General features: G+C 74.4%; 31 protein-coding genes and 1 riboswitch. Of the genes, 16 read left to right on the top strand and 15 right to left on the bottom strand.

The window, feature by feature from the left end; genetic code table 11:
* Positions 1-46 precede the first annotated feature (46 nt).
* A complete protein-coding gene (locus IE109_RS18330) occupies positions 47-481 on the bottom strand; it encodes a GNAT family N-acetyltransferase (RefSeq protein ID WP_189551983.1) in 435 nt (144 codons plus the stop codon).
* 114 nt (positions 482-595) lie between these two features.
* Between IE109_RS18330 and IE109_RS18335 the strand changes: the two genes are divergently transcribed.
* The gene (locus IE109_RS18335; protein ID WP_189551984.1) at positions 596-832 is read left to right on the top strand and encodes an antitoxin; all 237 of its coding nucleotides are present in this window, start codon (positions 596-598) and stop codon (positions 830-832) included.
* A 34-nt stretch (positions 833-866) separates the two neighbouring features.
* Positions 867-1,238 carry a fic family toxin-antitoxin system, toxin component gene (locus IE109_RS18340; RefSeq protein ID WP_189551985.1) on the top strand — a complete coding sequence of 124 codons (372 nt, stop codon included), beginning with the start codon at positions 867-869 and terminating at the stop codon, positions 1,236-1,238.
* 34 nt (positions 1,239-1,272) lie between these two features.
* On the opposite strand, the gene IE109_RS18345 is transcribed toward IE109_RS18340, so the two are convergent.
* The 6 genes from IE109_RS18345 to bioB all read right to left on the bottom strand — a co-directional run bounded on the left by IE109_RS18345 (position 1,273) and on the right by bioB (position 6,370).
* Complete coding sequence (locus tag IE109_RS18345) at positions 1,273-2,052, bottom strand: SDR family NAD(P)-dependent oxidoreductase (protein WP_189551986.1); 780 nt, start codon at positions 2,050-2,052, stop codon at positions 1,273-1,275.
* Positions 2,053-2,108: 56 nt separating this feature from the next.
* The gene (locus IE109_RS18350) at positions 2,109-2,753 is read right to left on the bottom strand and encodes a class I SAM-dependent methyltransferase (protein ID WP_189551987.1); all 645 of its coding nucleotides are present in this window, start codon (positions 2,751-2,753) and stop codon (positions 2,109-2,111) included.
* Between the two features lie 91 nt (positions 2,754-2,844).
* Entirely contained in the window at positions 2,845-3,189 is a 345-nt protein-coding gene (locus tag IE109_RS18355) for a VOC family protein (protein ID WP_189551988.1), read from the bottom strand.
* A 2-nt stretch (positions 3,190-3,191) separates the two neighbouring features.
* Complete coding sequence (bioD, locus tag IE109_RS18360) at positions 3,192-3,911, bottom strand: dethiobiotin synthase (protein WP_189551989.1); 720 nt, start codon at positions 3,909-3,911, stop codon at positions 3,192-3,194.
* Position 3,912: 1 nt separating this feature from the next.
* Complete coding sequence (locus IE109_RS18365; protein WP_189551990.1) at positions 3,913-5,202, bottom strand: adenosylmethionine--8-amino-7-oxononanoate transaminase; 1,290 nt, start codon at positions 5,200-5,202, stop codon at positions 3,913-3,915.
* A complete protein-coding gene (bioB, locus tag IE109_RS18370; protein ID WP_189551991.1) occupies positions 5,195-6,370 on the bottom strand; it encodes a biotin synthase BioB in 1,176 nt (391 codons plus the stop codon). Before bioB ends, IE109_RS18365 begins: the two co-directional genes overlap by 8 nt.
* Positions 6,371-6,513: 143 nt before the next feature.
* Here bioB and IE109_RS18375 point away from each other — a divergent pair, with 143 nt between their 5' ends.
* Positions 6,514-7,737 carry an 8-amino-7-oxononanoate synthase gene (locus tag IE109_RS18375; RefSeq protein ID WP_189551992.1) on the top strand — a complete coding sequence of 408 codons (1,224 nt, stop codon included), beginning with the start codon at positions 6,514-6,516 and terminating at the stop codon, positions 7,735-7,737.
* On the opposite strand, the gene IE109_RS18380 is transcribed toward IE109_RS18375, so the two are convergent.
* Together IE109_RS18380 and IE109_RS18385 are read right to left on the bottom strand one after the other, a co-directional pair.
* Positions 7,694-7,915 (bottom strand): DUF397 domain-containing protein, encoded by a 222-nt coding sequence (locus tag IE109_RS18380; protein WP_189551993.1) that lies wholly within the window; start codon positions 7,913-7,915, stop codon positions 7,694-7,696. The two genes, IE109_RS18375 and IE109_RS18380, sit on opposite strands and share 44 nt — an antisense overlap.
* Positions 7,916-7,930: 15 nt before the next feature.
* Entirely contained in the window at positions 7,931-8,797 is an 867-nt protein-coding gene (locus IE109_RS18385; RefSeq protein WP_189551994.1) for a helix-turn-helix domain-containing protein, read from the bottom strand.
* 229 nt (positions 8,798-9,026) lie between these two features.
* Between IE109_RS18385 and IE109_RS18390 the strand changes: the two genes are divergently transcribed.
* On the top strand, positions 9,027-9,458 hold the full coding sequence (locus IE109_RS18390; protein ID WP_189551995.1) for an ATP-binding protein: 432 nt from the start codon (positions 9,027-9,029) through the stop codon (positions 9,456-9,458).
* Between the two features lie 160 nt (positions 9,459-9,618).
* Here the strand turns inward: IE109_RS18390 and IE109_RS18395 are convergent, their stop codons facing one another.
* From IE109_RS18395 to IE109_RS18410, 4 genes are all read right to left on the bottom strand, one after another.
* Positions 9,619-10,155 carry a DUF6328 family protein gene (locus IE109_RS18395; RefSeq protein ID WP_189551996.1) on the bottom strand — a complete coding sequence of 179 codons (537 nt, stop codon included), beginning with the start codon at positions 10,153-10,155 and terminating at the stop codon, positions 9,619-9,621.
* Positions 10,156-10,197: 42 nt separating this feature from the next.
* Complete coding sequence (locus IE109_RS18400; protein ID WP_189551997.1) at positions 10,198-10,674, bottom strand: C40 family peptidase; 477 nt, start codon at positions 10,672-10,674, stop codon at positions 10,198-10,200.
* Between the two features lie 3 nt (positions 10,675-10,677).
* Positions 10,678-10,851: riboswitch (cyclic di-AMP (ydaO/yuaA leader) on the bottom strand.
* A 328-nt stretch (positions 10,852-11,179) separates the two neighbouring features.
* Complete coding sequence (locus IE109_RS18405) at positions 11,180-11,497, bottom strand: hypothetical protein (RefSeq protein WP_189551998.1); 318 nt, start codon at positions 11,495-11,497, stop codon at positions 11,180-11,182.
* Between the two features lie 3 nt (positions 11,498-11,500).
* Positions 11,501-12,109: an ATP-dependent Clp protease proteolytic subunit gene (locus IE109_RS18410; protein ID WP_189551999.1), complete on the bottom strand. Its 609-nt coding sequence runs from the start codon at positions 12,107-12,109 to the stop codon at positions 11,501-11,503.
* A gap of 60 nt (positions 12,110-12,169) precedes the next feature.
* On the opposite strand from IE109_RS18410, the gene IE109_RS18415 reads away from it, so the two are divergent.
* The 7 genes from IE109_RS18415 to IE109_RS18445 all read left to right on the top strand — a co-directional run bounded on the left by IE109_RS18415 (position 12,170) and on the right by IE109_RS18445 (position 17,411).
* The gene (locus IE109_RS18415) at positions 12,170-12,460 is read left to right on the top strand and encodes a type II toxin-antitoxin system Phd/YefM family antitoxin (RefSeq protein WP_189552000.1); all 291 of its coding nucleotides are present in this window, start codon (positions 12,170-12,172) and stop codon (positions 12,458-12,460) included.
* A 396-nt stretch (positions 12,461-12,856) separates the two neighbouring features.
* Complete coding sequence (locus IE109_RS18420; RefSeq protein ID WP_189552001.1) at positions 12,857-13,159, top strand: urease subunit gamma; 303 nt, start codon at positions 12,857-12,859, stop codon at positions 13,157-13,159.
* A 16-nt stretch (positions 13,160-13,175) separates the two neighbouring features.
* Entirely contained in the window at positions 13,176-13,487 is a 312-nt protein-coding gene (locus tag IE109_RS18425) for an urease subunit beta (protein ID WP_189552002.1), read from the top strand.
* Positions 13,480-15,201, top strand: coding sequence for an urease subunit alpha (locus IE109_RS18430; protein WP_189552003.1), 1,722 nt, complete (start codon positions 13,480-13,482; stop codon positions 15,199-15,201). The genes IE109_RS18425 and IE109_RS18430 overlap by 8 nt, the downstream gene beginning before the upstream one ends.
* Before the next feature lie 10 nt (positions 15,202-15,211).
* Complete coding sequence (locus tag IE109_RS18435; protein ID WP_189552004.1) at positions 15,212-15,874, top strand: urease accessory protein UreF; 663 nt, start codon at positions 15,212-15,214, stop codon at positions 15,872-15,874.
* A 125-nt stretch (positions 15,875-15,999) separates the two neighbouring features.
* Positions 16,000-16,683 carry an urease accessory protein UreG gene (gene ureG, locus IE109_RS18440; RefSeq protein WP_189552005.1) on the top strand — a complete coding sequence of 228 codons (684 nt, stop codon included), beginning with the start codon at positions 16,000-16,002 and terminating at the stop codon, positions 16,681-16,683.
* Complete coding sequence (locus tag IE109_RS18445) at positions 16,680-17,411, top strand: urease accessory protein UreD (RefSeq protein WP_189552006.1); 732 nt, start codon at positions 16,680-16,682, stop codon at positions 17,409-17,411. The genes ureG and IE109_RS18445 overlap by 4 nt, the downstream gene beginning before the upstream one ends.
* Before the next feature lie 131 nt (positions 17,412-17,542).
* On the opposite strand, the gene IE109_RS18450 is transcribed toward IE109_RS18445, so the two are convergent.
* Together IE109_RS18450 and IE109_RS18455 are read right to left on the bottom strand one after the other, a co-directional pair.
* The gene (locus tag IE109_RS18450) at positions 17,543-17,836 is read right to left on the bottom strand and encodes a DUF4190 domain-containing protein (protein ID WP_189552007.1); all 294 of its coding nucleotides are present in this window, start codon (positions 17,834-17,836) and stop codon (positions 17,543-17,545) included.
* Positions 17,837-18,070: 234 nt separating this feature from the next.
* On the bottom strand, positions 18,071-18,784 hold the full coding sequence (locus IE109_RS18455) for a lysophospholipid acyltransferase family protein (protein ID WP_189552008.1): 714 nt from the start codon (positions 18,782-18,784) through the stop codon (positions 18,071-18,073).
* A 158-nt stretch (positions 18,785-18,942) separates the two neighbouring features.
* Here IE109_RS18455 and IE109_RS18460 point away from each other — a divergent pair, with 158 nt between their 5' ends.
* From IE109_RS18460 to IE109_RS18480, 5 genes are all read left to right on the top strand, one after another.
* Complete coding sequence (locus IE109_RS18460) at positions 18,943-19,338, top strand: VOC family protein (protein WP_189552009.1); 396 nt, start codon at positions 18,943-18,945, stop codon at positions 19,336-19,338.
* A 139-nt stretch (positions 19,339-19,477) separates the two neighbouring features.
* Complete coding sequence (gene lanKC, locus IE109_RS18465; protein ID WP_189552010.1) at positions 19,478-22,063, top strand: class III lanthionine synthetase LanKC; 2,586 nt, start codon at positions 19,478-19,480, stop codon at positions 22,061-22,063.
* Positions 22,060-22,188 (top strand): SapB/AmfS family lanthipeptide, encoded by a 129-nt coding sequence (locus IE109_RS18470; RefSeq protein ID WP_073755677.1) that lies wholly within the window; start codon positions 22,060-22,062, stop codon positions 22,186-22,188. The genes lanKC and IE109_RS18470 overlap by 4 nt, the downstream gene beginning before the upstream one ends.
* A gap of 113 nt (positions 22,189-22,301) precedes the next feature.
* Entirely contained in the window at positions 22,302-24,293 is a 1,992-nt protein-coding gene (locus IE109_RS18475; protein ID WP_189552011.1) for an ABC transporter ATP-binding protein, read from the top strand.
* On the top strand, positions 24,290-26,026 hold the full coding sequence (locus IE109_RS18480) for an ATP-binding cassette domain-containing protein (protein WP_229891211.1): 1,737 nt from the start codon (positions 24,290-24,292) through the stop codon (positions 26,024-26,026). The genes IE109_RS18475 and IE109_RS18480 overlap by 4 nt, the downstream gene beginning before the upstream one ends.
* Positions 26,027-26,039 lie beyond the last annotated feature (13 nt).

The raw sequence follows: 26,039 nt of genomic DNA on the forward strand, positions 1-26,039 counted from the left end.
ATCGGGGGGTATCTGGTTCCTCCATGGTAAAGGATCAGCAAAGTGATCACTTCGTGTGCGGTCGGAGGGGCTTGACCCAGCGGCTCCACTCCGGCTGGGCGGTGTAGCCGGCCGCCCGCCAGGCGGGGTGCGCGCGCTCGTTGCGGTCCAGGACCATGGCGTCGGCCCGCCGGCCGCCGAGCCGGACGAACCTCTCCTCGGCCGCCGCGAGGAGCGCGGTGCCGACGCCCTGCCGGCGGTGGTCCGGGTGGACGGCGAGGCGGTAGAGGTGGCAGCGCCAGCCGTCGAAGCCCGCGATGACGGTCCCGACCGGCTCGCCGTCGCGCACCGCGACGATCAGCGCCCCGGGGTCCCGGGCGATCAGCCGCTCCACGCCGTCCCGGTCGTCGCTCACGCTGGTGCCCTCCGCGGCGACCTTCCAGAAGGCGAGGACGGTGTCGACGTCGGCCGGCGAGGCGGTCCGTATCCGAAGATCATCCATGCCGCCATCATCGGGCACCGCGAGGCCGGCCGGTCGCGCGGGTCCCCATGGCGCGGCGGGCGCGGGCCCCGCCGGGGCTTGTCGGTGCTAGCGCCGTCACGCTAGCGTGGTGGTGTGGCGAAGACCCAGCTGAACGTACGCGTCGACGAGACCACCGCCGAGGCCGCCCGCCGCCGGGCGCGGCAGCGGGGCGTCAGCGTGAACCGGTACATCGAGGAGCTCGTCCAGCATGACGCGGGCGAGGCGGGCCGTGCCTTCGTGGAGGCAGCGGCCGACTTCATGAAGCGGTACGAATCGGTCTTCGCCGAGGAGTTCGGCGCCCCGGACCGCGGCGCGCCCGGCGAGCGATGACCCACACGACGACGAGGGCGGGCGCACCGCTCGTATGAACCTGTCGATCGACCTCGCCTGGCTCCTCATGGTCGCCGAGCAGCAGACCCCCGGCGACCCCCGCGTCACGGACTGGGGCGCGCTGGTCGCCGCCGTCAGCCGGCACCAGGCGGAGATCTTCGGCGTCCCCGTCTACGGCGACCCGCACGCCCGGGCCGCCGCGCTGCTGCAACTGCTGCTGCACGTGCCCGCGCTGGAGCACTCCAACGCCATGTACGCCTCCGCCGTCGCGTACGGCTACCTCGTCGCCTCCGGGCTGGACGTCGCCACCTCCCCGGAGCGGGTCCGGGACCTGGCCCGGCTCGTCAAGGCGGGCGAGGCGGACGTCCGGGCCATCGCCGCCGAGCTGCGCCGGTGGAGCCGCTGACCGCGCCCCTCCGGGACGGTCACCCCGCACGCGGTCAGTGCACGGACAACCCGCCGTCGACGAACAGCGCCTGCCCGGTGACGTACGCGGAGGCGCCGCTCGCGAGGAACACCGCCGCGCCCGCGAAGTCGTCCGCCAGCCCGTTGCGCCCCACCATCGTCCGCGCGGCCAGCGCCGCGACCGTCTCCGGGTCCTCCTGGAGCCGGGCGTTGAGAGGGGTCAGCACGAAACCGGGCACCAGCGTGTTGGCCGTGACGCCCCGGGACGACCACGCCTCCGCCTGCGAACGGGCCAGCGACTCCAGGCCGCCCTTCGACACCCCGTACACCCCGCTCCGCACGAACGCCCGGTGCGCCTGCTGGGAGGTGACGTGGATGATCCGCCCGAAGCCCCGCTCGGCCATGCCCGGTCCGAAGCGCTCGCCCAGCAGGAAGGGGGCTTCCAGGTTCACCGCCATCGTGGCGTCCCAGACGTCCTCGCCCACCTCGCCCATCGGCGGCCGGAGGTTGATCCCGGCGCTGTTGACGAGGATGTCGGGCTCCCCGTACACCCCGGCAGCCGCCTCCGCCGCCGCCCGTACCCCGGCGCGGGTGGACAGGTCACCGCTCACCCACGCCGCCCGGCAGCCGTCGGCCAGCAGTTCGTCGGCCGTGGCGGCCAGCTCCGCCTCCCGGCGGGCGACGATCACCACGCTCGCCCCGGCCCGTGCGAGGGCGCCCGCGACGGCCCGGCCGATGCCGGAACTGCCGCCCGTCACCAGGGCGACGCGGCCGTCCAGCGAGAAGAGGTGCGAAAGGTAGGTGTGCGCGTTCATGACCGCACACTAGTGCGCCCGGCGCGCCCGCCCCGGCCCGTGGAGAGGGGAAGGACTCAGTCCGGTCGCCGCGCCACACCGAGCACACAGGTCGAGGCCGGTGTCGCCGGGCCGCTCTCCGGAATCCTGAGGCGGCGGTACGAGACGATCTCGAACCCGGCCGCCCCGATGGCGGCCAGCGGGTCCCGGGCCGTGTGACAACCGCCGAACAGCAGCGGCCACACCGTGCGGTCCAGCGTCCGCTGCACCGTCGCCAGCGCGCGGCCCTCGCCCACCCCGTGCTCGAAGAACCGCAGTTCACCGCCGGGCCGCAGCACCCGCCGCAGCTCCGCCAGCGCCCGCGGCAGGTCCCGCACCGTGCACAGCACCAGCGACGCGACCGCCGCGTCGAACGCCTCGCTCTTCAGCGGCAGCGCTTCCGCCACCCCCGGCACCACGTCCACCGGCACCTCGGCGCGCAGCCCCGCGGTCGCGGCCAACCGCCGCAGCCGACGCTCCGGTTCGACCGCGACGACCTCCGCCACGGTGCCCGGGTAGTGCGCGAAGTTCAGCCCGTTGCCCGCGCCGACCTCGACGACCCGGCCGGAGAGCCCGGCCAGCAGCGCGCGCCGGTGCGCGGCTACCCCGCCCCTGGCGTCCACGGCCACGCTCACGCGCGCGTAGCACCGTGCGAACAGCGGATGGTGGACGGTGTCCCGCATCGCGGACCTCCGGGGAGAGGGGCAGGAGGGGAGGACCCCGGCAAAAGGCCGGGGCCGGACACGGTCAGTGTCCTCCCGCCGGCGTCCCCCGTCAGCCCGTCACGAAGCAGAACTCGTTGCCCTCCGGGTCGCGCAGCACCTGGAAGTCGCCCTGCTCGTCCGCCACGACGCCCCCGACGCGCTCCGCGCCGAGCCGGACCGCCGCATCGGCGGCGTCCGCCACGGCGCCGGCCTCCAGGTCCAGGTGGAGCCGGTTCTTCGCGGCCTTGCCCTCCGGCACGCGCTGGAAGGCCACCCGTACGAAACCGGGGGGCTCCACGTACGACCAGTCGGGGCTCCGGTCCACCGGCTCGCCGCCCAGCAGCGCGGCCCAGAAACGCACCAGCGCCGCCGGGTCGGCACAGTCGAACACGATCTCGCTGACCACAGCACGCATGATCAGCGGCCTACGGCGGCGGCGAACCCCGCCGCATCCCAGGTACCGCCCAGCTCGGGGGCGAGCCACCGCGCCGCGCGCCGCCGGAACACACCGGGCGCCAGCGCCCCGGCGCCCGAGGGCACCGCGCCGAGCAGGGGCGCGCCCGCCACCGCCGGGAGGTCCGCGAGGTTGCACCGCTCCGCGAGGCCCGGCTCGTCCGGCCAGCTGCCCACGACCACGCCGGCCTGGGTCAGCCCCCGTGCCCGCAGCGCCTCGGCGGTGAGCGTCACCATGTTGAGCGTGCCGAGCCCGGCGGGCGCCACCACCAGCACGGGGGCGTCCAGCAGCCCGGCCGCGTCGGCGAGCGTGCCGCCCTCCTCGTCGTACCGCACGAGCAGCCCGCCCGCGCCCTCGACCAGCACCAGGTCGTGGTCCGCCGCCAGTTTCCGCGCGGCGTCGGCCACCTCGCCGGGGCCGACCGGGGCCATCCCGGCCCGCCGCGCGGCCGTGTCCGGCGCCAGCGGCTCGGGGAACCGCGCCAGTTCGACCGGGACGACCCCGTCCCCGGCGAGCCGTACCACCTCGTCGGCGTCGCCCCGCTCGCCCGGGCCGACCCCGGTCTGCGCGGGCTTCAGCACCGCCACCGACCGGCCCGCCGCCCGCGCCACCGCCGCCAGGGCCGCCGTGACCACGGTCTTGCCGATCTCCGTCCCCGTGCCGCTGACCACCAGTACCGACATCTCAACCCTCCCGCGCCGCCGCGACCACCCCGCGGCAGATCCGTGCCACATCGTCATCACCGGTGATGTACGGCGGCATCACGTACACCAGGTCCCTGAACGGCCGCAGCCACACGCCCTCACGGACCGCCGCCGCCGTCGCGGCCGCCACGTCCACCGGACGGTCGAGCTGCACCACGCCGATGGCGCCGAGTACCCGCACGTCCCGGACCCCCGGCAGCCCGGAGGCCGGCGCCAGTCCCTCGCGCAGCCCCCTCTCGATCCGCCCGACCTCCCGCGCCCAGTCCTGGCCGAGGAGCAGGTCGATCGAGGCGCACGCCACGGCGGTGGCGAGCGGGTTGCCCATGAACGTCGGGCCGTGCGCCAGCACCGGCACCTCGCCCCGCGAGATCCCGTCCGCCACGCGCGAGGTGCACAGCGTGGCGGCGAGCGACAGGTACCCGCCGGTCAGCGCCTTGCCCAGGCACATCACGTCCGGAGCCACCCGGGCGTGCTCGGCCGCGAACAGCGTGCCCGTCCGCCCGAACCCGGTGGCGATCTCGTCGAACACCAGCAGGACGTCGTGCTCGTCGCACGCCTCCCGCAGCACCCGCAGGTACGCCGGGTCGTGGAACCGCATCCCGCCCGCGCCCTGTACCACCGGCTCGACGATCACCGCGGCCAGCTCGTCCGCGTGCCGCCCGACCGACGCCCGCAGCTCCTCGGCGTACGACTCCTCGTACGCCACCGGCGGCGGGCCCACGAAGACCTGCCGGGGCAGCGCCCCGGACCACAGCTCGTGCATCCCGCCCTCGGGGTCGCACACCGACATCGGCTGCCAGGTGTCGCCGTGGTAGCCGCCGCGCCAGGTCAGCAGCCGCCGCTTGGCGGGGCGGCCCACGGACCGCCAGAACTGGAGGCACATCTTGACGGCGACCTCCACGGCCACCGATCCCGAGTCGCTGAGGAAGACGTGCCGCAGCGGCTCCGGAGTGATCTCCACCAGCCGGGCGGCCAGCCGGACGGCGGGCTCGTGGGTGAGACCGCCGAACATCACGTGGCTCATCCGGTCCAGCTGGCCGCGCGCGGCCTCGTTGAGCACCGGGTGGTTGTAGCCGTGGACGGCCGACCACCACGACGACATGCCGTCGACCAGTTCCTCGCGCCCCTGCGCGGGGACGGCGAGCCGCAGCCGCACCCCGGCGGCGGACTCCACGACGAGCGGGTCCGTCCGCCCCGGCATGGGGCCGTACGGGTGCCAGACGTGTGCCCGGTCGAGGGCGATCAGCTCGGCCGCGTCGACCTCACGCATTGGGCGCGAGGTCGGTGCCGGCGCCCCGGCGCCGCACGGCGACCAGGTCGGTCCGCGCCTGGTCGGCCGGCGCGGGCGCGGGCACGGCGGCGGGCGCGGGCTCCTCCGAGGAGCACACCGAACCCGAACCGCAGCCCCCGCCGGTCCCGCAGGAGGCGGCGTCCGCGCGGTGCCCGGGCAGCGTGGTGGTGTCGGTGCCCTCCACCTCGAAGCCGGCGTCCGCGATCATCTCCAGGTCCGCCTTGCCGGCCTGGCCCTCGCTGGTGAGGTAGTCGCCAAGGAAGATCGAGTTGGCCAGGTGCAGCGCCAGCGGCTGGAGCGTGCGCAGGTGCACCTCCCGGCCGCCCGCCAGCCGGACCTCCACGTCCGGGCAGACGAACCGGACCATCGCCAGGATGCGCAGCGCCCGCTGCGGGGTGAGGTTCCACTCCTTGGCGAGCGGGGTGCCCTCGAAGGGGATCAGGAAGTTCACCGGCACCGAGTCGGGGTCCAGCTCGCGCAGCGCGAAGACGACGTCGACCAGGTCCTCGTCGCTCTCGCCCATGCCCGCGATCAGCCCGGAGCAGGCGGACAGACCGGCCGCGTGCGCCTTCTGCACCGTGTCGACCCGGTCCGCGTAGGTGTGCGTGGTCGTGATGTCCCCGTACGTCCCCTCGGACGTGTTGAGGTTGTGGTTGTACGCGTCGGCGCCCGCCGACCGCAGCCGCTCCGCCTGGCCGTCGGAGAGCAGACCGAGGCAGGCACAGACCTCGACGCCCTCGTTCTCCTCCTTGATGGCCTCGATCGTCCGGGAGACCCGGTCGACGTCCCGGTCCGTGGGCCCGCGACCGCTGGCCACCAGGCAGACCCGCTTGGCGCCGCCCGCGACACCGGCGGCCGCCGCCTTCGACGCCTCCTCCGGCTTCAGCCAGGTGTACTTGAGGATCTCCGCCTTGGAACCGAGCCGCTGCGAGCAGTACGAACAGTCCTCGGGACACAGACCGGACTTGAGGTTGACCAGGTAGTTGAGCTTCACCCGCCGCCCGAACCACTGACGGCGTACCTTCCCGGCCGCGGCCACCACATCCAGGAGCTCGTCGTCCGAGGTCGCCAGCACGGCGAGCGCTTCTTCGCGGGTCGGCAGCTCGCGCCGAAGCCCCTTGTCCACCAGCGTGTTCAGCAGGTCCATGACGCTGATCCTGGCCTACGGCACGGCCCCGGGCCAAGGAGGAACTCCACAGGAGAGCCGGTTTCGAGTGTGTGTATAACCACACTCCGGTACCGCCCCACCACTATTAGGGTCTGTTCGCTGTCTACAAAAGGGAACCGGACATGCCCCAGGCTCCGCTCGACCGGCCGATCGCCCCGCCCGTCGGCTCGCCCTTCGACTGGATCGACTCCGAGGCGCGCCGCCGCGCGGACGCCGGTCTCGTCCGCACGCTCCGCCCCCGGCCGGCCGTGCCGGACCTGCTGGACCTGGCGAGCAACGACTACCTCGGCCTGACCCACCACCCGGACATCACCGCGGCGGCGGCCGACGCGGCCCGACGGTGGGGCGCCGGCGCCACCGGCTCCCGGCTGGTGACCGGCACCACCGAGCTGCACACCGAGCTGGAGCGGGAGCTGGCCGCCTTCTGCGGGTTCGAGGCGGCGCTTGTCTTCTCCTCCGGGTACGCGGCGAACCTCGCCGCCCTCACCGCGCTGAGCGCGCGCGGCTCCCTGATCGTCTCGGACGCGGGCAACCACGCCTCGATCGTGGACGGCTGCCGGCTCTCGCGCGCCGAGACGGCCGTCGTCCCGCACGCGGACCCGGACGCGGTGGACAAGACGCTCGGCGCCCACCCCGGGCGGCGGGCGCTCGCCGTCACGGACTCGGTCTTCTCCGTCGACGGGGACGCGGCGCCGCTGGCCGGGCTCGCGGCGGCGTGCCGGGCGCACGGCGCGGCGCTGGTGGTCGACGACGCGCACGGCCTCGGCGTGCTGGGGGAGGGAGGGCGGGGGGCGCTGCACGCGGCGGGGCTCGCGGGCGACCCGGACGTGGTCGCCACGCTCACCCTCTCCAAGTCGCTGGGCAGCCAGGGCGGGGCGGTGCTCGGCCCCGCCCGGGTGATCGACCACCTGGTCAACGCCGCCCGGACGTTCATCTTCGACACGGGTCTCGCCCCGGCCGCCGCGGGGGCGGCGCTGGCGAGCCTGCGCCTGCTGCGCGGCGAGCCCGCCCTGGCCGGCCGGGCGCGCGCGGTGGCGGCCACCCTGCACGCGCGGCTGACCGGGGCGGGCCTGAGCGCCGTGCGGCCGGACGCCGCCGTCGTCTCCGTGCGGGCCCCTTCCCCCGAGCAGGCGGTGCGGTGGGCGGCCGACTGCCGGGCCGGGGGGCTCGCGGTGGGGTGCTTCCGGCCCCCGTCGGTGCCGGACGGCATCTCGCGCCTCCGGCTCACCGCGCGGGCCGACCTGTCGGAGCGTCAGGTGGACGAGGCGGTCGCCACGATCCTGCGGACCGCGCCGGTGCCGGTCAGCCGGTCGGCTCCGGGGAGCCGGCCTCCTTCAGGGAGGTGACGAAGGAGGCCCAGGCCGTCGCGGAGAAGCGCAGCGGCGGCCCGGCGGTGTCCTTGGAGTCGCGCACGGCCAGGCGTGCGGGGTCGAGACGGGCGGCCTCGACGCAGTTGTTCATCCCCACGCTGCGGCTGCTGCGCCGCCAGCGAGGGACGTCGTGCGGTGCGGGGTGAGCGGTCATGGGGGGTGCCTCTCGCTACGCGCCGTCACCGATCCCGGCGATGAGGTCCGATGTGTCCTCGGGCGACAGGGCTTGCGCCTGCATGGTGCGGAAGGCGGCGCCGTACGCCCTGAGTTCCTCCGTGCGTTCGAGATAGAGGCTACTCGTCAAGTGGTCAAGAGAAACCACGTCCAGATCAGAAGTGTTCGGAAAGGAGAAGATAACGAAAGATCCCGACAGTCCGACATACTCGCCCCGGGCGAACGGCACCACCTGGAGCCGCACATGGGGCAACCGTGACCACTCCAGCAACCGGCACAACTGCCGCCGCATCACCTCCGGTCCGCCCACTCGCCGCCGCAGCACCGCCTCGTCCAGCACGGCTTCCAGCCGCAGCGGGGGGTCGGCGCGCAGCACCTCCTGCCGCGCGACCCGGACCCGCACCAGCGCGTCGACGGTCGCCGGCGGCACCCCGTCCAGCGCCGCCCGCGTCACGGCGCGGGCGTACTCCGCCGTCTGGAGCAGGCCCGGCACCACCGAGGTCTCCAGCGTGCGCGCCCGGCACGCCTGCGCCTCCAGGCTGATGAAGTCCTGGTACGGCGGTGGCAGCACCCCCCGGTACGCGTGCCACCACCCCGCCCCGCCGCCGTCCGCCGCGCCCGACAGCGCCTCCAGCGCAGCGCGCGAGCGGGGTTCGCGCACTCCGTAGGCGTCGAGCAGCCGGGCCACGTCCGCACCCGTCACTCCGCTCGTACCGGTCTCGATCCGGCTCACCTTCGACTGGTGCCAGCCCACCAGCCGCGCGGCGTCACGGCTGGTGAGCCCCGCGGCCAGGCGCAGCCCGCGCAACTCCTCGCCGAGCTTGCGCCGGCGCACCGCCGGGCCGTGCCGTGTGCCTCGCATGACCACCTCCTGCCGCCGCCGGGCCAACCCCCCAGTCTGCCGCCCAAATCCGGTCTCGCGTAGCAGAGTTCACCGCTTCGAGCGACAGATATATGCAGATCCTGGAGGATCGCCCTCACCGGGGGCGACATAAGTGGCAGTCTGGCGCGAAGCGTATTCCGAGGCCGTCCTCACAAAACATCCGGTACGTGTCGGAGTCCGGCCCCGGTGGGAAAGGGACGGCGTCGCCATGGCAGACCATCAGGAAGCATCCGTCACCTTGCCGAGCGATCCCGTCTCGGTATCCGCCGCCAGAAGATACGTGGCGGACGTCCTCACGGAATGGGGCCTGCCCGACGGCGCGGACACGGCGGACACGGTCCGGCTGATCGTCTCGGAGCTCGCCACCAACGCCGTCCAGCACACCTTCGGAAAGTCTCCGACGTTCACCGTCGACGTACGGCTGGAGCGCGACGAGCGGCTGCGCATCGGCGTCACCGACAGTCACCCGCGCTGGCCGCGGCGGCTCCCCGCGGCCGTCCAGCAGGACAACGGGCGCGGCATGGTCATCATCCGCTGGCTCGCGGCGGAGTGCGGCGGCCGTCTGTCGGTCACCCCGACCCCGGAGGGCGGCAAGACCGTCTGGATCGCCCTCCCGTGGACCACCCCGGTCCAGACCTGAGCCCTCCCCGGCGCCCGGGCGCCAGCGCGCCCCCGCAGGCCCCGGCGGACTTCACCAGTCCCGGCAGTCTCTCACCACCCCCGGCAGCCCCAGCAACCCCGCACAGCCGCTCGACAGGCCGGGCGGACCCCGCGGGCCCCCGTCGCCCCGCCTCCCGGCCTCACCGTCGGCGGAAGCGCCGCCCCGGACGTGCCGGCACAGGCCGCTCCGGCGGCCGGGTGCCCAGACGGTGCCGCACCAGCCGGGGGAGCAGCCCCCACAGGCCGGCGCACACCAGCAGGGTGAAGGCACCCGCCGCGAGGCCCTCGGGGCGGCCGTGCACCACGTCGACGACCAGCGACACGGACGAGGTGAGGGCCAGCGCCAGGACGGCGAGCCCGATCTTCGCGAGCCGGGACGACACGGCGACGATGCGGACCTTGGCGCCCTGCTGGAAGAGCGTCCGGTGCAGGGCGGCCGGGGCGGTGAGCAGGGCGGCCGCCACCACCGAGAGCAGCAGTGTGACGACGTACGTGCCGCGCTGGTAGGAGTCGAGCGAGGTGAAGCGCGGTGTGAAGGCCAGCGTCAGCAGGAAGGCGAAGAGGATCTGGACGCCCGTCTGGGTGACGCGCAGCTCCTGGAGCAGCTCGGCGAAGTTCCGGTCGGCACGCTCCAGGGGCGTCTCGTTGCGCGCGGTGCGGGGGATCTCGCCGGACATCTCCCACGAGTACCCCCGCACCGCCGCTCATGCCCGCTGGGCTCAGCGGACGCGTCCGTACCAGACCGACTTCGACCAGATCTTGTCCAGCTTCACGACCGATCCTGACTTCGGTGAGTGCCAGATCTTGTTGTTACCCGCGTAGATCCCGACGTGGTAGACGTTGCTCCCCCGGTGGAAGAACACGAGGTCGCCCTTCGTCCGGCTGGACGCCGAGATGTGGCGGGTCTTGTTGTACTGCTGCTGCGCGGTGCGCGGCAGCGCCTTGCCGGCCTTCTTGTACGAGTACAGCGTGAGCCCGGAGCAGTCGAACCGGGACGGGCCCGCAGCTCCGTACTTGTACGGTGCGCCCTTCTTGGACGCGGCGATGTTCAGCGCCTTGGTGGCGTGCGCCGGGGCGGCCTGCGCCTCGGTCACGGCGCCGGGCGCCAGCATCTGGCCGCCGACGGCGGCGAGGGCGAGTGCCGAGACGGCACCGGCCCGGGACAGCAGAGACGGGACATGAATCTGCGCGTTCATGCGCAACCCTTCGTCAGCCGCCTGTGAAGGATGACCTGTCGGGTTCGGGCTGGCGAAGTTGCCCGGCCGCTGACGCGGCTTCACCCCAAGGGCGACCGATGGGACGAACATCGATTCGGTCACCCGTACTGCTCGGGTCCTCCACTCCTGCCGATCCACTCCTGTCGACCAGTCATCCGGGCGGCGGCAGGACTCGGCGTCCGCCCGGACCGCCCCGCCGCGGCGGCGGGGGCTTGTCGTCGTCTGGGATCTTGACCCATGTCGGGGTGAAATTCCGAGTCGAAACGGCCTTTTGTGAGGCTCCTCACGACTGATCCATTCGGGTGGACAGGGCCGATTTGGCGCCCGGCGGCGTGACATCGATGATCCCCGTACCAGCGACGGAACCTGATATTCCGCCAGATGTGTACACGGAGCGCGCAAGTCGCGCCGTACGAAATTCGTCCGGTTGCGTACGCTGAACGGGGGAGCGTTCCTCGTACTCCTGAGCCCATCCGGGGGAGGGCTAGATCGGTCCCGTGTCTCGATTTTGAGGCACCGTCACGCGGCTCGCGCGCCGTTCGCCGTCAAGGACCCGGAGCGCCCGCGCCAGCGTATGGGCATGCACATCGGTCTCGCCGCGCTCGTGCATCGAGGTCAGCGCGTCGCGGAGCGCCGTCGCGCGCCCGACGAGGGCCTGCGCCGCGCGCAGGGCGCTGTAGGTGTGCGAGGCGCGCGCCGGGTGCGCCCGCCCCACGAGGTCGACCACTTCGAGCCAGCTGTCGACGAACGCGCCTTCGGCCCGGGTCAGCGCGGGGAGCGGCGGGTGTTCGGGAGCCGTCACCGGTCACCTCGCCCGGCGAGTGACGACCTGGTCGATTAGGCCGTACGCCACGGCGCCGGCCGCGTCGAGGACCGTGTCGCGCTCCAGGTCGGCGTCGACGCGCTCGCGGTCCCGGCCGGTGTACCGGGACAGGGCGGCGGCCAGCAGGTCGCGCTGCCGCAGCGCCTCGCGGGCCTGGAGGTCCGGGTCCGACGGCTGTCCGGGCAACGGCTCGCCCGGCGCCGGCTGCCGCACCAGGACGCGCGACCCCGGCAGGGCCAGGCGCTTGCCGGGCGTCCCCGCGGCGAGCAGGACGGCGGCGGTCGACGCCGCCTGTCCGACGCAGGTCGTCCCCACGTCGCAGCGCACGGCCCGCATCGTGTCGTGGACGGCCGACATGGCGCCGACCGGGCCGCCGGGGGAGTTGATGACGAGCGAGATGTCCCGGTCGGGCGCGGCGTGCTCCAGGTACAGGAGCTGGGCGATGACGTCGTTGGCCGCGGTGTCGTCGAGGGGGGTGCCGAGGAGGATGATCCGCTCCTCGAGCAACGTGGAGTACGGGTCGACCGTGCGGGTGCCGGAGCCGGCGCGCTCGGTGAAGCCGGGCAGGACGTACCGGGCCGGATGGCTCATGACGGGCTCCTCGATCTCTGTGCAAAATGTACAGGACGTACAGGCCGTTATCATGGGAGCATGGCCTACGAGATTCCGGTGACGCAAGCCCGGGCAGAGCTCGCCGATCTGATCAACCGCGTCGTCTACGGCGGTGAACGGGTGGTCGTCACGCGCCACGGCAAGCCGCTCGTGGCGCTGGTGTCGGCCGCCGACCTGGAACGACTCGAAGCGGAGCGGCCGGCGCGGGAGCCGGTGGTCCGGTCCGTCTCCACCGTCCGCGACGCCGGCGCCTCCGCTCCGGGCGAACAGGGCCGCTTCGGCATCGCCGCCGAGCACCGCCCGGACGGCCCGCGCCGGCCCGGCCGCTGACCGGGCGGGAGTCCGGCGACTTCCCCGCCGCCGACCGCTACGGAGCGGCCCCCCGTCCGGCGCGGGCGGGGCCTCCGTCCGGTGACGCCGTGGCGTACGTCCCCGGCCCGGCGCCCGCCCGTATGCGGCCGGGCGCCGGGCCGGTTCGTTCCTGCCGACCGTCGCGCCCGGCGGGCCCGTCACGCCGACCGCGTGGCCGGCACCGCCCCTTCCGCGGACCCGCGCCGCTGTTCTCCATGGCCGGGCAAAGTGCCGGTTAACCTGCCGGAAAAACTTCTGCCAGAGATTGAAATATCTCTGCGCCACACTCGTTCCCGCAGGTCAACAGAGTGTTGAAGCCGGATAGGGTCCCGCTGCGCCCGGGACCGGATCGGGCGGGAGACTGTGAGGTGGAACGTGCAACTGACCCCGCACGAGCAGGAGAGACTGCTCATCCATGTCGCCGCAGACGTGGCGGAGAAGCGCAGGGCACGCGGCGTACGGCTCAACCACCCGGAGGCCGTCGCCCTCATCACCTCCCACATCCTGGAAGGTGCCCGCGACGGCCGTACCGTCGCCGAACTCATGGCGACCGGCCGCAAGGTGCTCACCCGCGACGACGTGATGGACGGCATCGCCGAGATGATCCACGACGTCCAGGTCGAAGCCACCTTCCCCGACGGCACCAAGCTCGTCACCGTCCACGACCCGATCGTCTGACGGGGGCACGGCACCGATGATCCCCGGAGAGATCCTGTACGCGGACGAGCCCGTCCCCCTCAACGAGGGCCGCCCCGTCACCCGCCTCACCGTCCTCAACGCCGCCGACCGGCCCGTCCAGGTCGGCTCCCACTACCACTTCGCCGAGGCCAACCCCGGCCTCGACTTCGACCGTCCGGCCGCGCGCGGCCTGCGGCTCAACATCGCCGCCGGTACCGCCGTACGCTTCGAACCCGGCATCCCGGTCGACGTCGAACTCGTACCGCTCGCCGGGCTGCGTGTCGTCCCCGGCCTGCGCGGACAGACCGGAGGGCCCCTCGATGGCTGAACTCACCCGGCCCGTGTACGCCGACCTCTTCGGCCCCACCACGGGCGACCGCATCCGGCTCGCCGACACCGACCTGCTGGTCGAGATCGAGGAGGACCGCTCCGGCGGACCCGGACGCGCGGGCGACGAGGCGGTGTTCGGCGGCGGCAAGGTGATCCGCGAGTCCATGGGCCAGTCCCGGGCGACCCGCGCCGAGGGCGCCCCGGACACCGTCATCACCGGCGCGGTCGTCATCGACCACTGGGGCGTCGTCAAGGCCGACATCGGCATCCGGGACGGCCGGATCACCGGCATCGGCAAGGCCGGCAACCCCGACACCATGGACGGTGTCCACCCGGACCTCGTCATCGGACCCGAGACGGAGATCATCGCCGGCAACGGCAAGATCGTCACCGCCGGCGCCGTCGACGCCCACATCCACTTCATCTCGCCGACCGTCGTCGAGCAGGCGCTCACCTCCGGCATCACCACCCTCGTCGGCGGCGGCACCGGACCCGCCGAAGGCACCAAGGCCACCACCATCACCCCCGGCCCCTGGCACCTCGCCCGGATGTTCCAGGCGCTGGAGACGTACCCCGTCAACATCGGCCTGCTCGGCAAGGGCAACACCGTCTCGCACGAGGCCATGCGCTCCCAACTCCGGGGCGGCGCGCTGGGGTTCAAGATCCACGAGGACTGGGGGGCCACCCCCGCCGCCATCGACGCGTGCCTGCGGGTCTGTGAGGAGTCCGGCGCCCAGCTCGCCATCCACACCGACACCCTGAACGAGGCCGGGTTCGTCGGCGACACCCTCGCCGCCATCGCGGGCCGGACCATCCACGCCTACCACACCGAGGGCGCGGGCGGCGGTCACGCGCCCGACATCATCACCGTCGTCTCCGAGCCGTACGTCCTGCCCAGCTCCACCAACCCCACCCGCCCGCACACCGTCAACACCCTCGACGAGCACCTCGACATGCTCATGGTGTGCCACCACCTCAACCCGGCCGTACCGGAGGATCTGGCCTTCGCGGAGTCCCGTATCCGCCCCTCGACCATCGCGGCCGAGGACATCCTGCACGACCTGGGCGCCATCTCGATCATCTCCTCCGACTCCCAGGCCATGGGGCGCGTCGGCGAGGTGATCCTGCGGACCTGGCAGACCGCCCACGTCATGAAGAAGCGCCGGGGCGCGCTGCCGGGCGACGGCCGCGCCGACAACCGCCGCGTATGTCGCTATGTCGCCAAGTACACGATCAACCCGGCCGTCGCCCAGGGCCTCGACGGGGAGATCGGCTCCGTCGAGACCGGCAAGCTCGCCGACCTCGTCCTGTGGGAGCCGGCGTTCTTCGGCGTCAAGCCGCAGACGGTGATCAAGGGCGGCCAGATCGCCTACGCGCAGATGGGCGACGCCAACGCCTCGATCCCCACGCCCCAGCCGGTCATGCCCCGGCCCATGTTCGGCGCACTCGGCGCGGCGGCCGCGGCCGGCTCGGTCAACTTCGTCACCGGGGCCGCCCTCGACGACGGCCTGCCCGAACGCCTGGGTCTCGCCAAGGAGTTCCGCGCCATCACCAGCACGCGGGGCGTCACCAAGGCCGACATGCGCGAGAACGACGCCCTGCCACGCGTCGAGGTGGACGCCGACACCTTCACGGTGACGATCGACGGCGATCCGGTCGACCCGGCACCCGCCGCCGAACTGCCCATGGCCCAGCGCTACTTCCTCTTCTAGTGAGTACGTGATGACCCGTGCCGCCCTCCTCGTCCTCGCCGACGGACGGTTCCCCGCCGGCGGCCACGCCCACTCCGGCGGGGCCGAAGCGGCCGTCAAGGCGGGACGTATCCGGGACGCCCGCGACCTGGAAACCTTCTGCCGGGGCCGTCTGCACACCAGTGGGCTCACCTCCGCCGGTCTCGCCGCCGCGGCCGCCCTCGGCCACGACCCCGCCGCGCTCGACGAGGCCGCCGACGCCCGGACCCCGTCACCCGCCCTGCGCGCCACCGCCCGCAGGCTCGGCCGCCAGATGCTGCGGGCCGCCCGCGCCACCTGGCCGGGCGACGAACTCGACGCCCTCGCACGGGCGTTCCCGCGTGGAGCCCACCAGCCGGTGGTCCTCGGGCTGGCCGCCCGGGCGGCGGGCCTCGGCCCGCGGGACGCCGCGCACTGCGTGGCCTACGAGACGGTCGGCGGCCCGGCCACGGCGGCCGTCCGCCTGCTGAGCCTCGACCCCTTCCAGGCCACCGCCGTCCTGGCCCGTCTCGCGCCCGAGATGGACCAGGTGGCGGAACGGGCCGCGCGGGCCGCCCATGACGGGATCGACGCGCTGCCCGCCGCGTCGGCGCCGCTGCTCGACATCACCGCCGAGCAGCACGCGGCATGGCCCGTACGCCTTTTCGCCTCCTGACGGCGCCACCGCCGGGTGCCACGGGGCGCCCGCCGGGCGCCGCCGCCCCGCCCGCCGCCCGGTGTCGGCGCCCGGCCCGCCCGCCGACGAACCCCCGACCCTCCTCCCACGAGACAAGGACGACCATGCACCTCGACCACAGCCACGACGGCCCCGCCGCCGTCGGCGCCGACGCCCACCGACCCGACGGCACCCGCCGCGCCCTGCGCATCGGCCTCGGCGGGCCCGTCGGTTCCGGCAAGACCGCCACCGTCGCCGCCCTCTGCCGGGAGCTGCGCGACCAGCTGTCCCTGGCGGTCGTCACCAACGACATCTACACCCGCGAGGACGCCGAGTTCCTGCTGCGCAACGCGGTGCTGCCGCCCGAGCGCATCCAGGCCGTGGAGACCGGTGCCTGCCCGCACACCGCCATCCGGGACGACATCTCCGCCAACCTCGAAGCGGTGGAGGACCTGGAGGACGCGGTCGGCCCGCTGGACCTCATCCTGGTCGAGTCCGGCGGTGACAACCTCACCGCCACCTTCTCCAAGGGCCTCGTCGACGCGCAGATCTTCGTGATCGACGTGGCGGGCGGGGACGACATCCCGCGCAAGGGCGGGCCCGGTGTCACCACCGCCGACCTGCTCGTCGTCAACAAGACCGACCTCGCCCCGTACGTCGGCTCCGACCTGGAGCGGATGGCCCGCGACGCCAAGGAGCAGCGCGGCGACCTGCCCGTCGCCTTCACCTCGCTGCGCGGCGAGCGGGGCGTCGGGCCGGTCGCCGACTGGGTGCGCGAGCGGCTCACCGCCTGGACCGCCACGGCATGAGCGTCCACGCCACCGCCCGGATCGTCGCCACGCCCACCGGCCTGCCCGTGCTGGAGAGCGACGGGCCGCTCGCCCTGCGGCGCACACGGGCGACCGGCCCGTACACGCGGGTCACCGTCGTCGGCGCCATGACCGCGCCGCTCGGCGGTGACCGGCTCGCCGTCGAGGCGGAGGTACGGGACGGGGCACGGCTCACCGTCGACGCGGCGGCCGCCACGGTCGCGCTGCCGGGCCGGGACGGCGGGCACGCCCGGTACGACGTGCGCCTGAGCGCCGGCGACGGGGCGGAGCTGCACTGGCTGCCGGAGCAGCTGGTATCCGCGTACGGCTCGGACCTGCGGATGCGGACGAGGGTCGACCTGGCGGCCGGCGCCCGGCTCGTGCTGCGCGAGGAGCAGGTCCTCGGCCGGCACGGCGAGGAGCCCGGCACCCTCACCACGCGCCTCACCGTCCGGCGCGCCGGACGCCTCCTGCTGGACCAGGAACTGGCCTACGGCCCGGGGGCGCCGGGCGGCTGGGACGGCGGAGGGGTCCTGGCGGGGAACCGGGCTGTCGGCCAGCTCCTCGTGGTGGACCCGGCCTACGACGAGAAGGCCGCCGAGCCCCGGCTCATCGGGGACTCGGCGGCCCTCGCACCGCTGGCCGGGCCCGGCGTCCTGGTGACCGCGGTGGCCCCCGACGCGCTGCGCCTGCGGCGCGTCCTGGACGAGGCGCGGGCGACCCTGTGACGGCGGAGCGGCGGCCCGGCACGGATCGTGCGGGCCGCCGCTCACGACGGGACGTGCGGTCCGCGGCTCAGCACGGACCGTGCGGCCGGTCGACGGGGTACGTGCCGTCAGCCGCCGGCTCGTACGTGGCGTCAGCCGCCGACGTACCAGGTGAAGCCGCCGGACGAGGCGGCGACGGCGATCAGGATGGCGAAGACGATCAGGTCGACGACACCGAGGGCTATGGCCGCCTTCGCCATGCCGGCCCCGCCGCGGCCCGCCTTCGCCTGCTTCAGGGCGACCGCACCGAAGATGATGGCGAGCGGTCCGAGGATGACGTTGAAGAACAGCACGCCGACGATGCCGCAGACGAGCCCGGCGATGGCGAGACCGTTCGTACGGGACTGCGCCTGCCCGTGCGCACTGCTGGTGCCGTAACCGGCCATGGCAACTCTCCCTGCTCGGGGTGGACTTGTGAAGGTCCTTGTTGCCCGTCGTGCCGGTCCCATGCCCGCCGGGTGAAACTCCGTGCCGATCTCTTCACGGTGACCGCGCCGCACACCTTGGCGGACCGCTCCGGCCGGTTGCCGCGCGACGCGTCGGCCGCGCCCGTCGCGCCCTCCGGCTCGTGCTCGATGATCCGGTGGCCCGCCCCCGCGCCCGCCCGGCACCGCGCGGGCTCAGCGGCGGAACCGGGGGAACCTCCGCTGCTGTTCGGCCTGTTCGGCCTCCTTCACCTTGGCCGCGTAGTCGTCCACGTACTCCTGGCCGGACAGCGCCAGAATCCGGTACATGATCTCGTCGGTCACGGCGCGCAGGACCGTGCGGTCGTTCTCCATCCCCGCGTACCGGGAGAAGTCCAGCGGCTCGCCGAAGCGGATCGTCACCCGTTTGATCTTCGGTACGACCTGGCCGGGCGGCTGGATCTCGAACGTCCCCACCATGGCGCACGGGATCACCGGGACGCCCGCCTTCAGCGCCATCACGGCCACCCCGACCTTGCCCTTGTAGAGCCGCCCGTCGTGCGAGCGGGTGCCCTCCGGGTAGATCCCGAGCAACTCGTCCCGGGCCAGCACGCCGAGCCCCTCCCGGATCGCCGCCTGCCCGGCCTCCTTGCCGGAGCGGTCCACCGGGATCTGCCCGGCGCTGCGGAAGAACGCGGCGGTCAGCCGGCCCTTGACGCCGGGGCCCGTGAAGTACTCCTGCTTCGCCAGGAAGGTGATGCGCCGCTTGAGGACCACCGGCATCAGAAAGTGGTCGGAGAAGGACAGGTGGTTCCCCGCGACGATCGCGGCACCGTCCTGCGGGATGTGCTCCAGCCCCTCGGTCCTCGGCCGGAACAACAGCCGCAGCACCGGCCCGAGGAGAACGTGTTTGAGCAGGTAGTAGAACACTTGCTGGCTCCCTACTGCACCGGATCGGCTCGGATCGGTTCGGCTCTGTGCGTTCTACCAGGCCGCCAACCAGCTGGAGGGGGATCAGTGTAGGTGCGCGTGTCGTGACCGGGAACCAGGCGCGTGATGCGCGACCCGGTTGCGGGCACAAGGGGTGCATGACCGTACCCAAGAGCAGTGTCCTGGTCCTCGACAGCGCCGAGCCCGAGGCCCTCGCGGAGTTCTACGCCGGGCTCCTCGGTGCCAAGACCCGGCGCGGAACCGATCCCGACTTCATCGAGGTGGTCGGCAACGACGGCGTGTGCGTGGCCGTCCGGCGCGACCACGGCTACGCGCCGCCCAGCTGGCCCCGCCCAGACGACTCGCAACAGGCGCATCTGCACATCCTGGTAGCCGAGGACGACATGGACGAGGCGGAGCGCGAGGCGGTCGGCCTCGGCGCCCGGCCGGTGGAGACCCGGGACAACTCCGGTCCGAGGGACGTGCGGACCTATGCCGACCCGGCGGGTCACTCCTTCACCCTGGTCGCGAGGGAGGGCCGGTCGGCGGGGTAGGGCGGTGCCGACGGCGGGGGAGCGGCAGGTTACTCATGCGTTCCGCACGGCCGGTTGCTGACGCTTGTGACTGTTGCCGCCCCTGCCCGGGGTGACAACGTCTTCCCCGTCGTCACCGCCGCCGATGGAGGGAGCAGGAGTGATCAAGGGCTACGCCACCTTCTGCGACGCGGACCGCCACTTCTACGACGCGCCGTACCGGCTGTCCACCGAGGGCACCGACCGCCGTGGCGCGCAGTACGAGGCGGCTCTCGCGCCGGTTCCCGAAGGGTGGCGCCGGCACCGCAGCGGTGACTGGCTGGCCCTCCGCCCCCTCGACATCACGCTGCCGGCGCAGGGCTGGAAGATCCACGTATCCGCCTGCCTGGACAACGCTGAATCGATTCTTTCCCGAGTGATGGAGTACTGCCTCGCCCGGGGCATCGCCTTCAAGTTCGTCCCCAGCCGCTATCTGCTGCACACCCGCAACGCCAAGTACGCCGACCGCGCCGCCAGCGGCAAGTTCATCACCGTCTATCCGGCGGACGACGCACAGTGCCACCGGACCGCCGACGACCTGGCCGAGCTGCTCGCCGGGGAGCCCGGCCCGTACATCCTCAGCGACCTCCGCTGGGGCGAGGGACCGGTGTACGTCCGCTACGGCAGCTTCACCCGGCGGCACTGCTACGGCGAGAACGGCGAACTGTGCCCCGCCGTCGAGCATCCCGACGGACACCTCGTCCCCGACCTGCGCGGACCGGTCTTCCAGATACCCGACTGGATCGAGCCCCCCGCCTTCCTGCGGCCCCATCTCGACGCACGGGCCGCCGTGACGGTCACCGACATCCCGTACGCCATCGACAGCGCCCTGCACTTCTCCAACGGCGGCGGGGTGTACGTCGGCCACGACCGCCGCACCGGCGAGAAGGTCGTCCTGAAGGAGGGCCGCCCCCACGCCGGGCTGGCCGCCGACGGCGCCGACGCGGTCACCCGCCTCCGGCGCGAGCGGACCGCTTTGGAGCGGCTCGCCGGACTGCCCTGCACCCCCGAGGTGAAGGGGACCTTCGTCCTCGGCGACCACCACTTCCTCGCGATGGAGTTCCTCGAGGGCAAGCCCCTCAACACCTTCTTCGCCCGCAGGCACCCGCTGATCGAGGCCGACCCGACCCCCGAGTCCCTCGCCGAGTACACCGCCTGGGCCCTGCGCGTCCACCGCCTGGTGGAGGAGGCCGTCGACGCGGTGCACGCACGCGGAGTCGTCTTCAACGACCTCCACCTGTTCAACATCATGGTGTCCGAGGACGAGACGTCCGTGGCGCTCCTGGACTTCGAGGCCGCGGCCCACATCGACGAGGGCCGCCGCCAGACCGTCGCCAACCCCGCGTTCGTCGCACCGGCCGACCGGCGCGGCTTCGCCGTCGACCGCTATGCCCTGGCCTGCCTGCGGATCGCCCTGTTCCTGCCGCTGACCAGCCTCTTCCCGCTGGACCCGGGCAAAGCCCGGCACCTCGCCGACATCGCGGCGGCGCACTTCCCCGTGCCGCGCGACTTCCTCGACGAGGCGGTCCGGGAGATCGCGGGGGACACCGGGAGCGGGCCGTACCTGCCCGTGGAACCCGGCGACTGGCCGCGCAGCCGCGACTCCATGGCACGCGCCGTGCTCGCCTCGGCCACTCCCGGGCGCGAGGACCGCTTCTTCCCCGGCGACATCGCCCAGTTCGCCGCCGCGGGCGGCGGGCTGACCTTCGGCTACGGAACCGCCGGCGTCCTGTACGCCCTGGGGGAGACGGGCGCCGGGTCCTGCCCGGAGGCCGAGGAGTGGCTGCTGCGCCGCACCAAGGAACCCGAGTCCGGCACACCCATCGGCTTCTACGACGGCCTCGCCGGCATCGCCTGGACCCTGGACCGCCTCGGCCACCCCGAACGCGCCCTGGAACTCGCCGAACTCACCCTCCAGCGGCCCTGGGAGGACATCGCCCCGGACCTGCACGGCGGCCTCGCGGGCCTCGGTCTCGCCCTCGACGCGCTCGGCATGCCCGACGCTGCGCTGCGCTGCGCCGACCTCGTCGCCCGCGCCCTTCCCGGCATCTCCCGGGCCGGGCTGCTGTACGGCGCGTCCGGCCCCGCGCTGCTCTTCCTCCGGCTGTACGAACGCACCGGCGACACCGGGCTGCTGGACCTGGCCGCCGACGCGCTCCGGCGCGACCTCGCCCGCTGCGTCACCAGCGCGGGCGGCACCCTCCAGGTCGACGAGGGGTGGCGGACCATGCCGTACCTGGGCGCCGGCAGCGTCGGCATCGGCATGGTGCTCGACGACTACGCCGCCCACCGCGACGACGCCGCCTTCGAGCAGGCGCGGCGCGACATCGTACGGGCCGCCCAGGCCACCTTCTACGCCCAGCCCGGGCTTTTCCGCGGGGCGGCCGGCATGGTGCTGTACCTCAGCCGCACCACCGCGCCCGGCCCCGGGACGGCCCCCTCCGACGTACGGCGCCAGATCGACGCCCTCGCCCGGCACGCCGTGCCGTACCAGGGTCATCTGGCCTTCCCCGGCGAGCAGATGATGCGGCTGTCCATGGACCTGGCCACGGGTACGGCCGGCTGCCTCCTCGCCCTCGGCAGCGCCGCGTCCGACGGACACGCGCACCTGCCGTTCCTCCCGCCGCTCCGGCGGCCCACGAGCCGGCCCCAGCCAGGGGCCGAGACAGAGCACATCGTCCCCGTGAAGGAAAGGAATCGATCATGACGCTTCTCGACCTGCAGTCGATGGAGACCCCGAAGGAAGAGGCGACGGGCGACATCGCCACGGGCAGCCGCGCGAGCCTGCTGCTCTGCGGTGACAGCAGCCTGAGCGTCACCACCTGTAACTGACCCGCCCCGGTCGCGCGGTGCCGAATGCGCGCGGCCGAACGGATCAGACGGTCCCGGGCGGTTCACTCCGCCCGGGACCGTCCCCGTCCCGCCCGAGGAGGACGCCGCTCCCCATGACCTCCCCGTCGCACCCGGAAGCCGGCCCGCGCGTGCCCGCGCGCCCCCCCTCCGCCCCACCGCCCCGGGACGCGCCCCCCGAGACCCACCCCGCCGACGGTCCGACGGTCCGCGCGACCGGCGCCGCCGGGCCGGCCGACTTCGGGCCCGCCCCGGTCGAGGAGCCGGCCGCCCCCGGTTCCGCCGACACGGCCGGCCCCGGAGCCGGATCCGCCGACACGACGGCCGGCAGCCGGGGAACCGGCGCCCTCGACGGGGCGGCCAAGTCCGGGGCGGGCGGCCGGCCGAGGGAGGCCGATCGCGTGCTGTGGGGCGCCGTCCGGCACAGCGGGGCGCGGGCCGTGGCCATCCTGGTCTGCTCCGTGGGGGCCGCACTGGCCGCCCTCGCCGAGCCTGCCGTCCTCGGGCGGAGCCTCGACCTGCTGCTCGCCGGATCCGCCGCCGCACCCCGCTGGGTGGCCCTGTGCGCCGCGCTGATCGTCGCCGAGGTCGTCCTCGACGCCCTGGTGGCCCTGCTGACCGGCGCCACGAACGCCCGGTCCACCGCCTGGCTCCGCCACCGCGCCCTCGGCCGCCTGCTCGCCGCCTCCCCGCACCGGGCCGCGGCCCGCTTCGCCCCCGGGGACCTCGCCACCCGGCTGACCGCCAACGCCACCGAGGCCGGCACCGTCCCGGCGACCGCCGCGAGCGCCCTCGCCACCGTCCTCCCGCCCCTCGGGGCCCTCGTCGCGCTGCTCCTGATCGACCTGTGGACGGCCGCCGCCTTCCTGGCCGGCGTACCGCTGCTCGTCCTGCTGCTGCGGGCCTTCGCCCGCACCTCCGCCCGGACCGTCTCCCGCTACCAGCAGGTGCAGTCCGGCATGGCGGACCGCCTCGTCGAGGCGCTGACCGGCGCCCGGACGATCGCCGCCGCCGGCACCGCCGCGCGCGAACGGCGCCGCATCCTCGCGCCCCTCCCCGAACTCGCCGCCGAGGGACGCGCGATGTGGCTCGTGTACGGCCGCGCCGTCGCCCGCAGCGGTGTGCTGATGCCCCTCCTGGTGAGCGTCGTCCTCGCCGTCGGCGGCGTCCGGCTGGCCTCCGGAGACCTGGGCGTGGGCGACCTGGTCGCCGCCTCGCGGTACGCGGCCCTCGCCGCCGGCGTCGGTTCGGTCGCCGCGGCCCTCGGCGGGCTGGTCCGCGGCCGGGCCGCCGCCCGCCGCACCGCCGAGCTCCTCGCCCTCCCGGCGGTCCCGCACGGCCGGGAGGCGCTGCCCGCCGACGGCGCGGGGGCGCTCGAACTGCGCGGCGTGACCGTCGTACGGGACGGGGCGACCGTCCTGCACGACGTCGACCTGCGGGTCCCCGGCGGGACGACCGCCGCCGTGGTCGGCCGGTCGGGCGCGGGCAAGTCCCTGCTCGCCGCCGTCGCGGGCCGGCTCGTCGACCCCGACGCCGGACACGTCCTGCTGGACGGCGTCCGACTGGACCGCGTCGACCCCCGGCAGCTGCGGCGGGAGGTCGGGTACGCCTTCAGCCGGCCGGCGCTGTTCGGGGCGACGGTCGGCGCGGCCATCGCGTTCGGCGCCGACCCGGCGCCGCCGGACACGGTCCGGACCGCCGCCCGCGCGGCCGGCGCGGACGCCTTCGTCGTACGGCTGCCCGACGGCTACGACACGCCGCTCGCGGACGCGCCGCTCTCCGGCGGCGAGTTCCAGCGCCTGGGCCTGGCACGGGCGTTCGCCCACGCGGGCCGCCTGCTGATCCTCGACGACGCGATGTCCGGCCTGGACACCGTCACCCAGCGGCAGGTGGAGCGGGCGCTGGTCCACGACGTCCGGCCGGGCACCCGGCTGGTCGTCGCCCACCGGCTCTCCTCCGCGGCCAGGGCCGACCTCGTGGTGTGGCTGGAGGACGGCCGGGTACGCGCCGTCGGACCGCACCGGACGCTGTGGCGGGAACCCGCGTACCGGGCCGTCTTCGCCTCGGCCGGCCCGGAGGAGGCGTGACGGCGGGCCGGGTCCTCCCCGAGGGGCGGCGCTTCCTGCTGCGGCGCAGGCGCGACGTACTGCGCCTCGCCGCCTGGTCGTTGCTGGAGTCCGCCCACACCTTCCTCGGCGGCTACGGCGTCGCCCGGGCCCTCGACGACGGCTTCCTCGCCGGGCGTACCGGAACCGGCCTGCTCTGGCTGGCGGTGGCCGCCGCCGGGGCGCTCCTCGGCGGGCTCGCCGTACGGGGGGTGTTCACCGGACTGGCGGGCCTGGTCGAACCGCTGCGGGACGGCCTCGTCCGCCGTGCCGTGGCGCACGCACTCACGGCGGCGGTCGCCGATCCGGCGCGCGCCGAGCGCGCGGCGGGAAGCACGGCCGTCTCCCGGCTCACCCACCAGACCGAGATCGCCCGCGACAGCTTCGCCGGACTCGTCCTGACCGCCCGTTCCTTCGTGTTCACCGCCCTCGGGGCACTGGTCGGCATGGCCTCGCTGGAGCCCGCGCTGACGCTCGTCGTGCTGCCGCCGCTGCTGCTCGGACTGGCCGTGTTCCTCGCCACCCTCGCCCCCATGGCCGCCGTGCAGCGGGCCTTCCTCGACGCCGACGAGGCCCTGTCGGCCCAGGTCGGAGCGGTCGGCGCCGGGCTGCGGGACGTGGCCGCGTGCGGCGGCGAGCGGCACGTCGCCGCCGAGGCGGGGCGGCTCGTGGACGCCGAGGCCCGGCTCTCCCGCCGCCTGGCCCGCTGGGCGGCCGTCCGCACGCTCGCCCTGGGCGCGGCGGGCCGGCTGCCCGTCGTCGCCCTGCTGGTGGCCACCCCGTGGCTGCTGCGCGAGGGGGTCACCGCGGGCGCGCTGCTCGGCGCCCTCACCTATCTCGTACAGGCCCTGCTGCCGGCGCTGGACGCGCTGATGACCGCGCTGGGCGCGGCGGGCACGCGACTGCTGGTGGTCCTGGAGCGCTTCACCGACCCGCCGGCCGACGCCCCGGTGCCCGCGACGCGGGCCCCCCGGTCGCCGGTGTCCGCGACCCCGGCGGAGGACCGTCCCGCACCCGCCGGCCCCGGCGCCGGGCAGCCGGCCGCCGAACTGCGCGGCGTCAGCTTCGCCTACGGCCCCGGCGCGCGCCCGGTGCTGGACGGACTCGACCTGGTCGTCGGGCCGGGGGAGCACCTCGCCGTCGTGGGGCCGAGCGGCATCGGCAAGTCCACCCTGACCGCCCTCCTCGCGGGGCTCGTCGCCCCGACCGGGGGCACGGTCACCGTGCCGGGCGCCCCCGCCCTGCTGCCGCAGCAGGCGTACGTCTTCACCGGCACCGTCCTGGACAACCTCCGCTACCTCCACCCCGGCGCCACCCCCGACGAGGTGCGGCGGGCGGTGGACGCCCTGGGACTCGGGCCGCTCGTCCGCAGGCTCGGCGGCCCGGACGCGGTGATCGACCCGGGCCGGCTGTCGCAGGGCGAACGGCAACGTCTCGCGCTCGGCCGCGCCTACCTGTCGCCCGCCCCGCTCCTGCTCCTGGACGAGGCGACGTGCCACCTCGACCCCGACACGGAGGAACGGGCCGAGCGCGCGCTCGCCGCCCGGCCCGGCGCCCTGGTCGTCGTCGCCCACCGCATCTCGTCCGCCGTGCGGGCGGACCGGGTCCTGGTGCTGGACGGCGACCGCGCCCAGTGCGCCCCGCACGACGAACTGCTCGCGCGTTCGGCCCTCTACCGGGACCTCGCCGGGCTGTGGCAGCCCGACGCGGCCTGACCCGCCCGGCCCG

This window comes from Streptomyces lavendofoliae (assembly GCF_014649735.1).
Classification (GTDB): Bacteria; Actinomycetota; Actinomycetes; order Streptomycetales; family Streptomycetaceae; genus Streptomyces; species Streptomyces lavendofoliae.

What these genes read in the sequence shown, in the direction of transcription:
- IE109_RS18330 (WP_189551983.1), bottom strand. Translation starts at nt 481, where the DNA reads ATGGATGATCTTCGGATACGGACCGCCTCGCCGGCCGACGTCGACACC.
- IE109_RS18340 (WP_189551985.1), top strand. Translation starts at nt 867, where the DNA reads ATGAACCTGTCGATCGACCTCGCCTGGCTCCTCATGGTCGCCGAGCAG.
- IE109_RS18345 (WP_189551986.1), bottom strand. Translation starts at nt 2,052, where the DNA reads ATGAACGCGCACACCTACCTTTCGCACCTCTTCTCGCTGGACGGCCGC.
- IE109_RS18350 (WP_189551987.1), bottom strand. Translation starts at nt 2,753, where the DNA reads ATGCGGGACACCGTCCACCATCCGCTGTTCGCACGGTGCTACGCGCGC.
- IE109_RS18355 (WP_189551988.1), bottom strand. Translation starts at nt 3,189, where the DNA reads ATGCGTGCTGTGGTCAGCGAGATCGTGTTCGACTGTGCCGACCCGGCG.
- bioD (WP_189551989.1), bottom strand. Translation starts at nt 3,911, where the DNA reads ATGTCGGTACTGGTGGTCAGCGGCACGGGGACGGAGATCGGCAAGACC.
- IE109_RS18365 (WP_189551990.1), bottom strand. Translation starts at nt 5,202, where the DNA reads ATGCGTGAGGTCGACGCGGCCGAGCTGATCGCCCTCGACCGGGCACAC.
- bioB (WP_189551991.1), bottom strand. Translation starts at nt 6,370, where the DNA reads ATGGACCTGCTGAACACGCTGGTGGACAAGGGGCTTCGGCGCGAGCTG.
- IE109_RS18375 (WP_189551992.1), top strand. Translation starts at nt 6,514, where the DNA reads ATGCCCCAGGCTCCGCTCGACCGGCCGATCGCCCCGCCCGTCGGCTCG.
- IE109_RS18380 (WP_189551993.1), bottom strand. Translation starts at nt 7,915, where the DNA reads ATGACCGCTCACCCCGCACCGCACGACGTCCCTCGCTGGCGGCGCAGC.
- IE109_RS18385 (WP_189551994.1), bottom strand. Translation starts at nt 8,797, where the DNA reads ATGCGAGGCACACGGCACGGCCCGGCGGTGCGCCGGCGCAAGCTCGGC.
- IE109_RS18390 (WP_189551995.1), top strand. Translation starts at nt 9,027, where the DNA reads ATGGCAGACCATCAGGAAGCATCCGTCACCTTGCCGAGCGATCCCGTC.
- IE109_RS18395 (WP_189551996.1), bottom strand. Translation starts at nt 10,155, where the DNA reads ATGTCCGGCGAGATCCCCCGCACCGCGCGCAACGAGACGCCCCTGGAG.
- IE109_RS18400 (WP_189551997.1), bottom strand. Translation starts at nt 10,674, where the DNA reads ATGAACGCGCAGATTCATGTCCCGTCTCTGCTGTCCCGGGCCGGTGCC.
- IE109_RS18410 (WP_189551999.1), bottom strand. Translation starts at nt 12,109, where the DNA reads ATGAGCCATCCGGCCCGGTACGTCCTGCCCGGCTTCACCGAGCGCGCC.
- IE109_RS18415 (WP_189552000.1), top strand. Translation starts at nt 12,170, where the DNA reads ATGGCCTACGAGATTCCGGTGACGCAAGCCCGGGCAGAGCTCGCCGAT.
- IE109_RS18425 (WP_189552002.1), top strand. Translation starts at nt 13,176, where the DNA reads ATGATCCCCGGAGAGATCCTGTACGCGGACGAGCCCGTCCCCCTCAAC.
- IE109_RS18430 (WP_189552003.1), top strand. Translation starts at nt 13,480, where the DNA reads ATGGCTGAACTCACCCGGCCCGTGTACGCCGACCTCTTCGGCCCCACC.
- IE109_RS18435 (WP_189552004.1), top strand. Translation starts at nt 15,212, where the DNA reads ATGACCCGTGCCGCCCTCCTCGTCCTCGCCGACGGACGGTTCCCCGCC.
- ureG (WP_189552005.1), top strand. Translation starts at nt 16,000, where the DNA reads ATGCACCTCGACCACAGCCACGACGGCCCCGCCGCCGTCGGCGCCGAC.
- IE109_RS18445 (WP_189552006.1), top strand. Translation starts at nt 16,680, where the DNA reads ATGAGCGTCCACGCCACCGCCCGGATCGTCGCCACGCCCACCGGCCTG.
- IE109_RS18450 (WP_189552007.1), bottom strand. Translation starts at nt 17,836, where the DNA reads ATGGCCGGTTACGGCACCAGCAGTGCGCACGGGCAGGCGCAGTCCCGT.
- IE109_RS18460 (WP_189552009.1), top strand. Translation starts at nt 18,943, where the DNA reads ATGACCGTACCCAAGAGCAGTGTCCTGGTCCTCGACAGCGCCGAGCCC.
- IE109_RS18470 (WP_073755677.1), top strand. Translation starts at nt 22,060, where the DNA reads ATGACGCTTCTCGACCTGCAGTCGATGGAGACCCCGAAGGAAGAGGCG.
- IE109_RS18475 (WP_189552011.1), top strand. Translation starts at nt 22,302, where the DNA reads ATGACCTCCCCGTCGCACCCGGAAGCCGGCCCGCGCGTGCCCGCGCGC.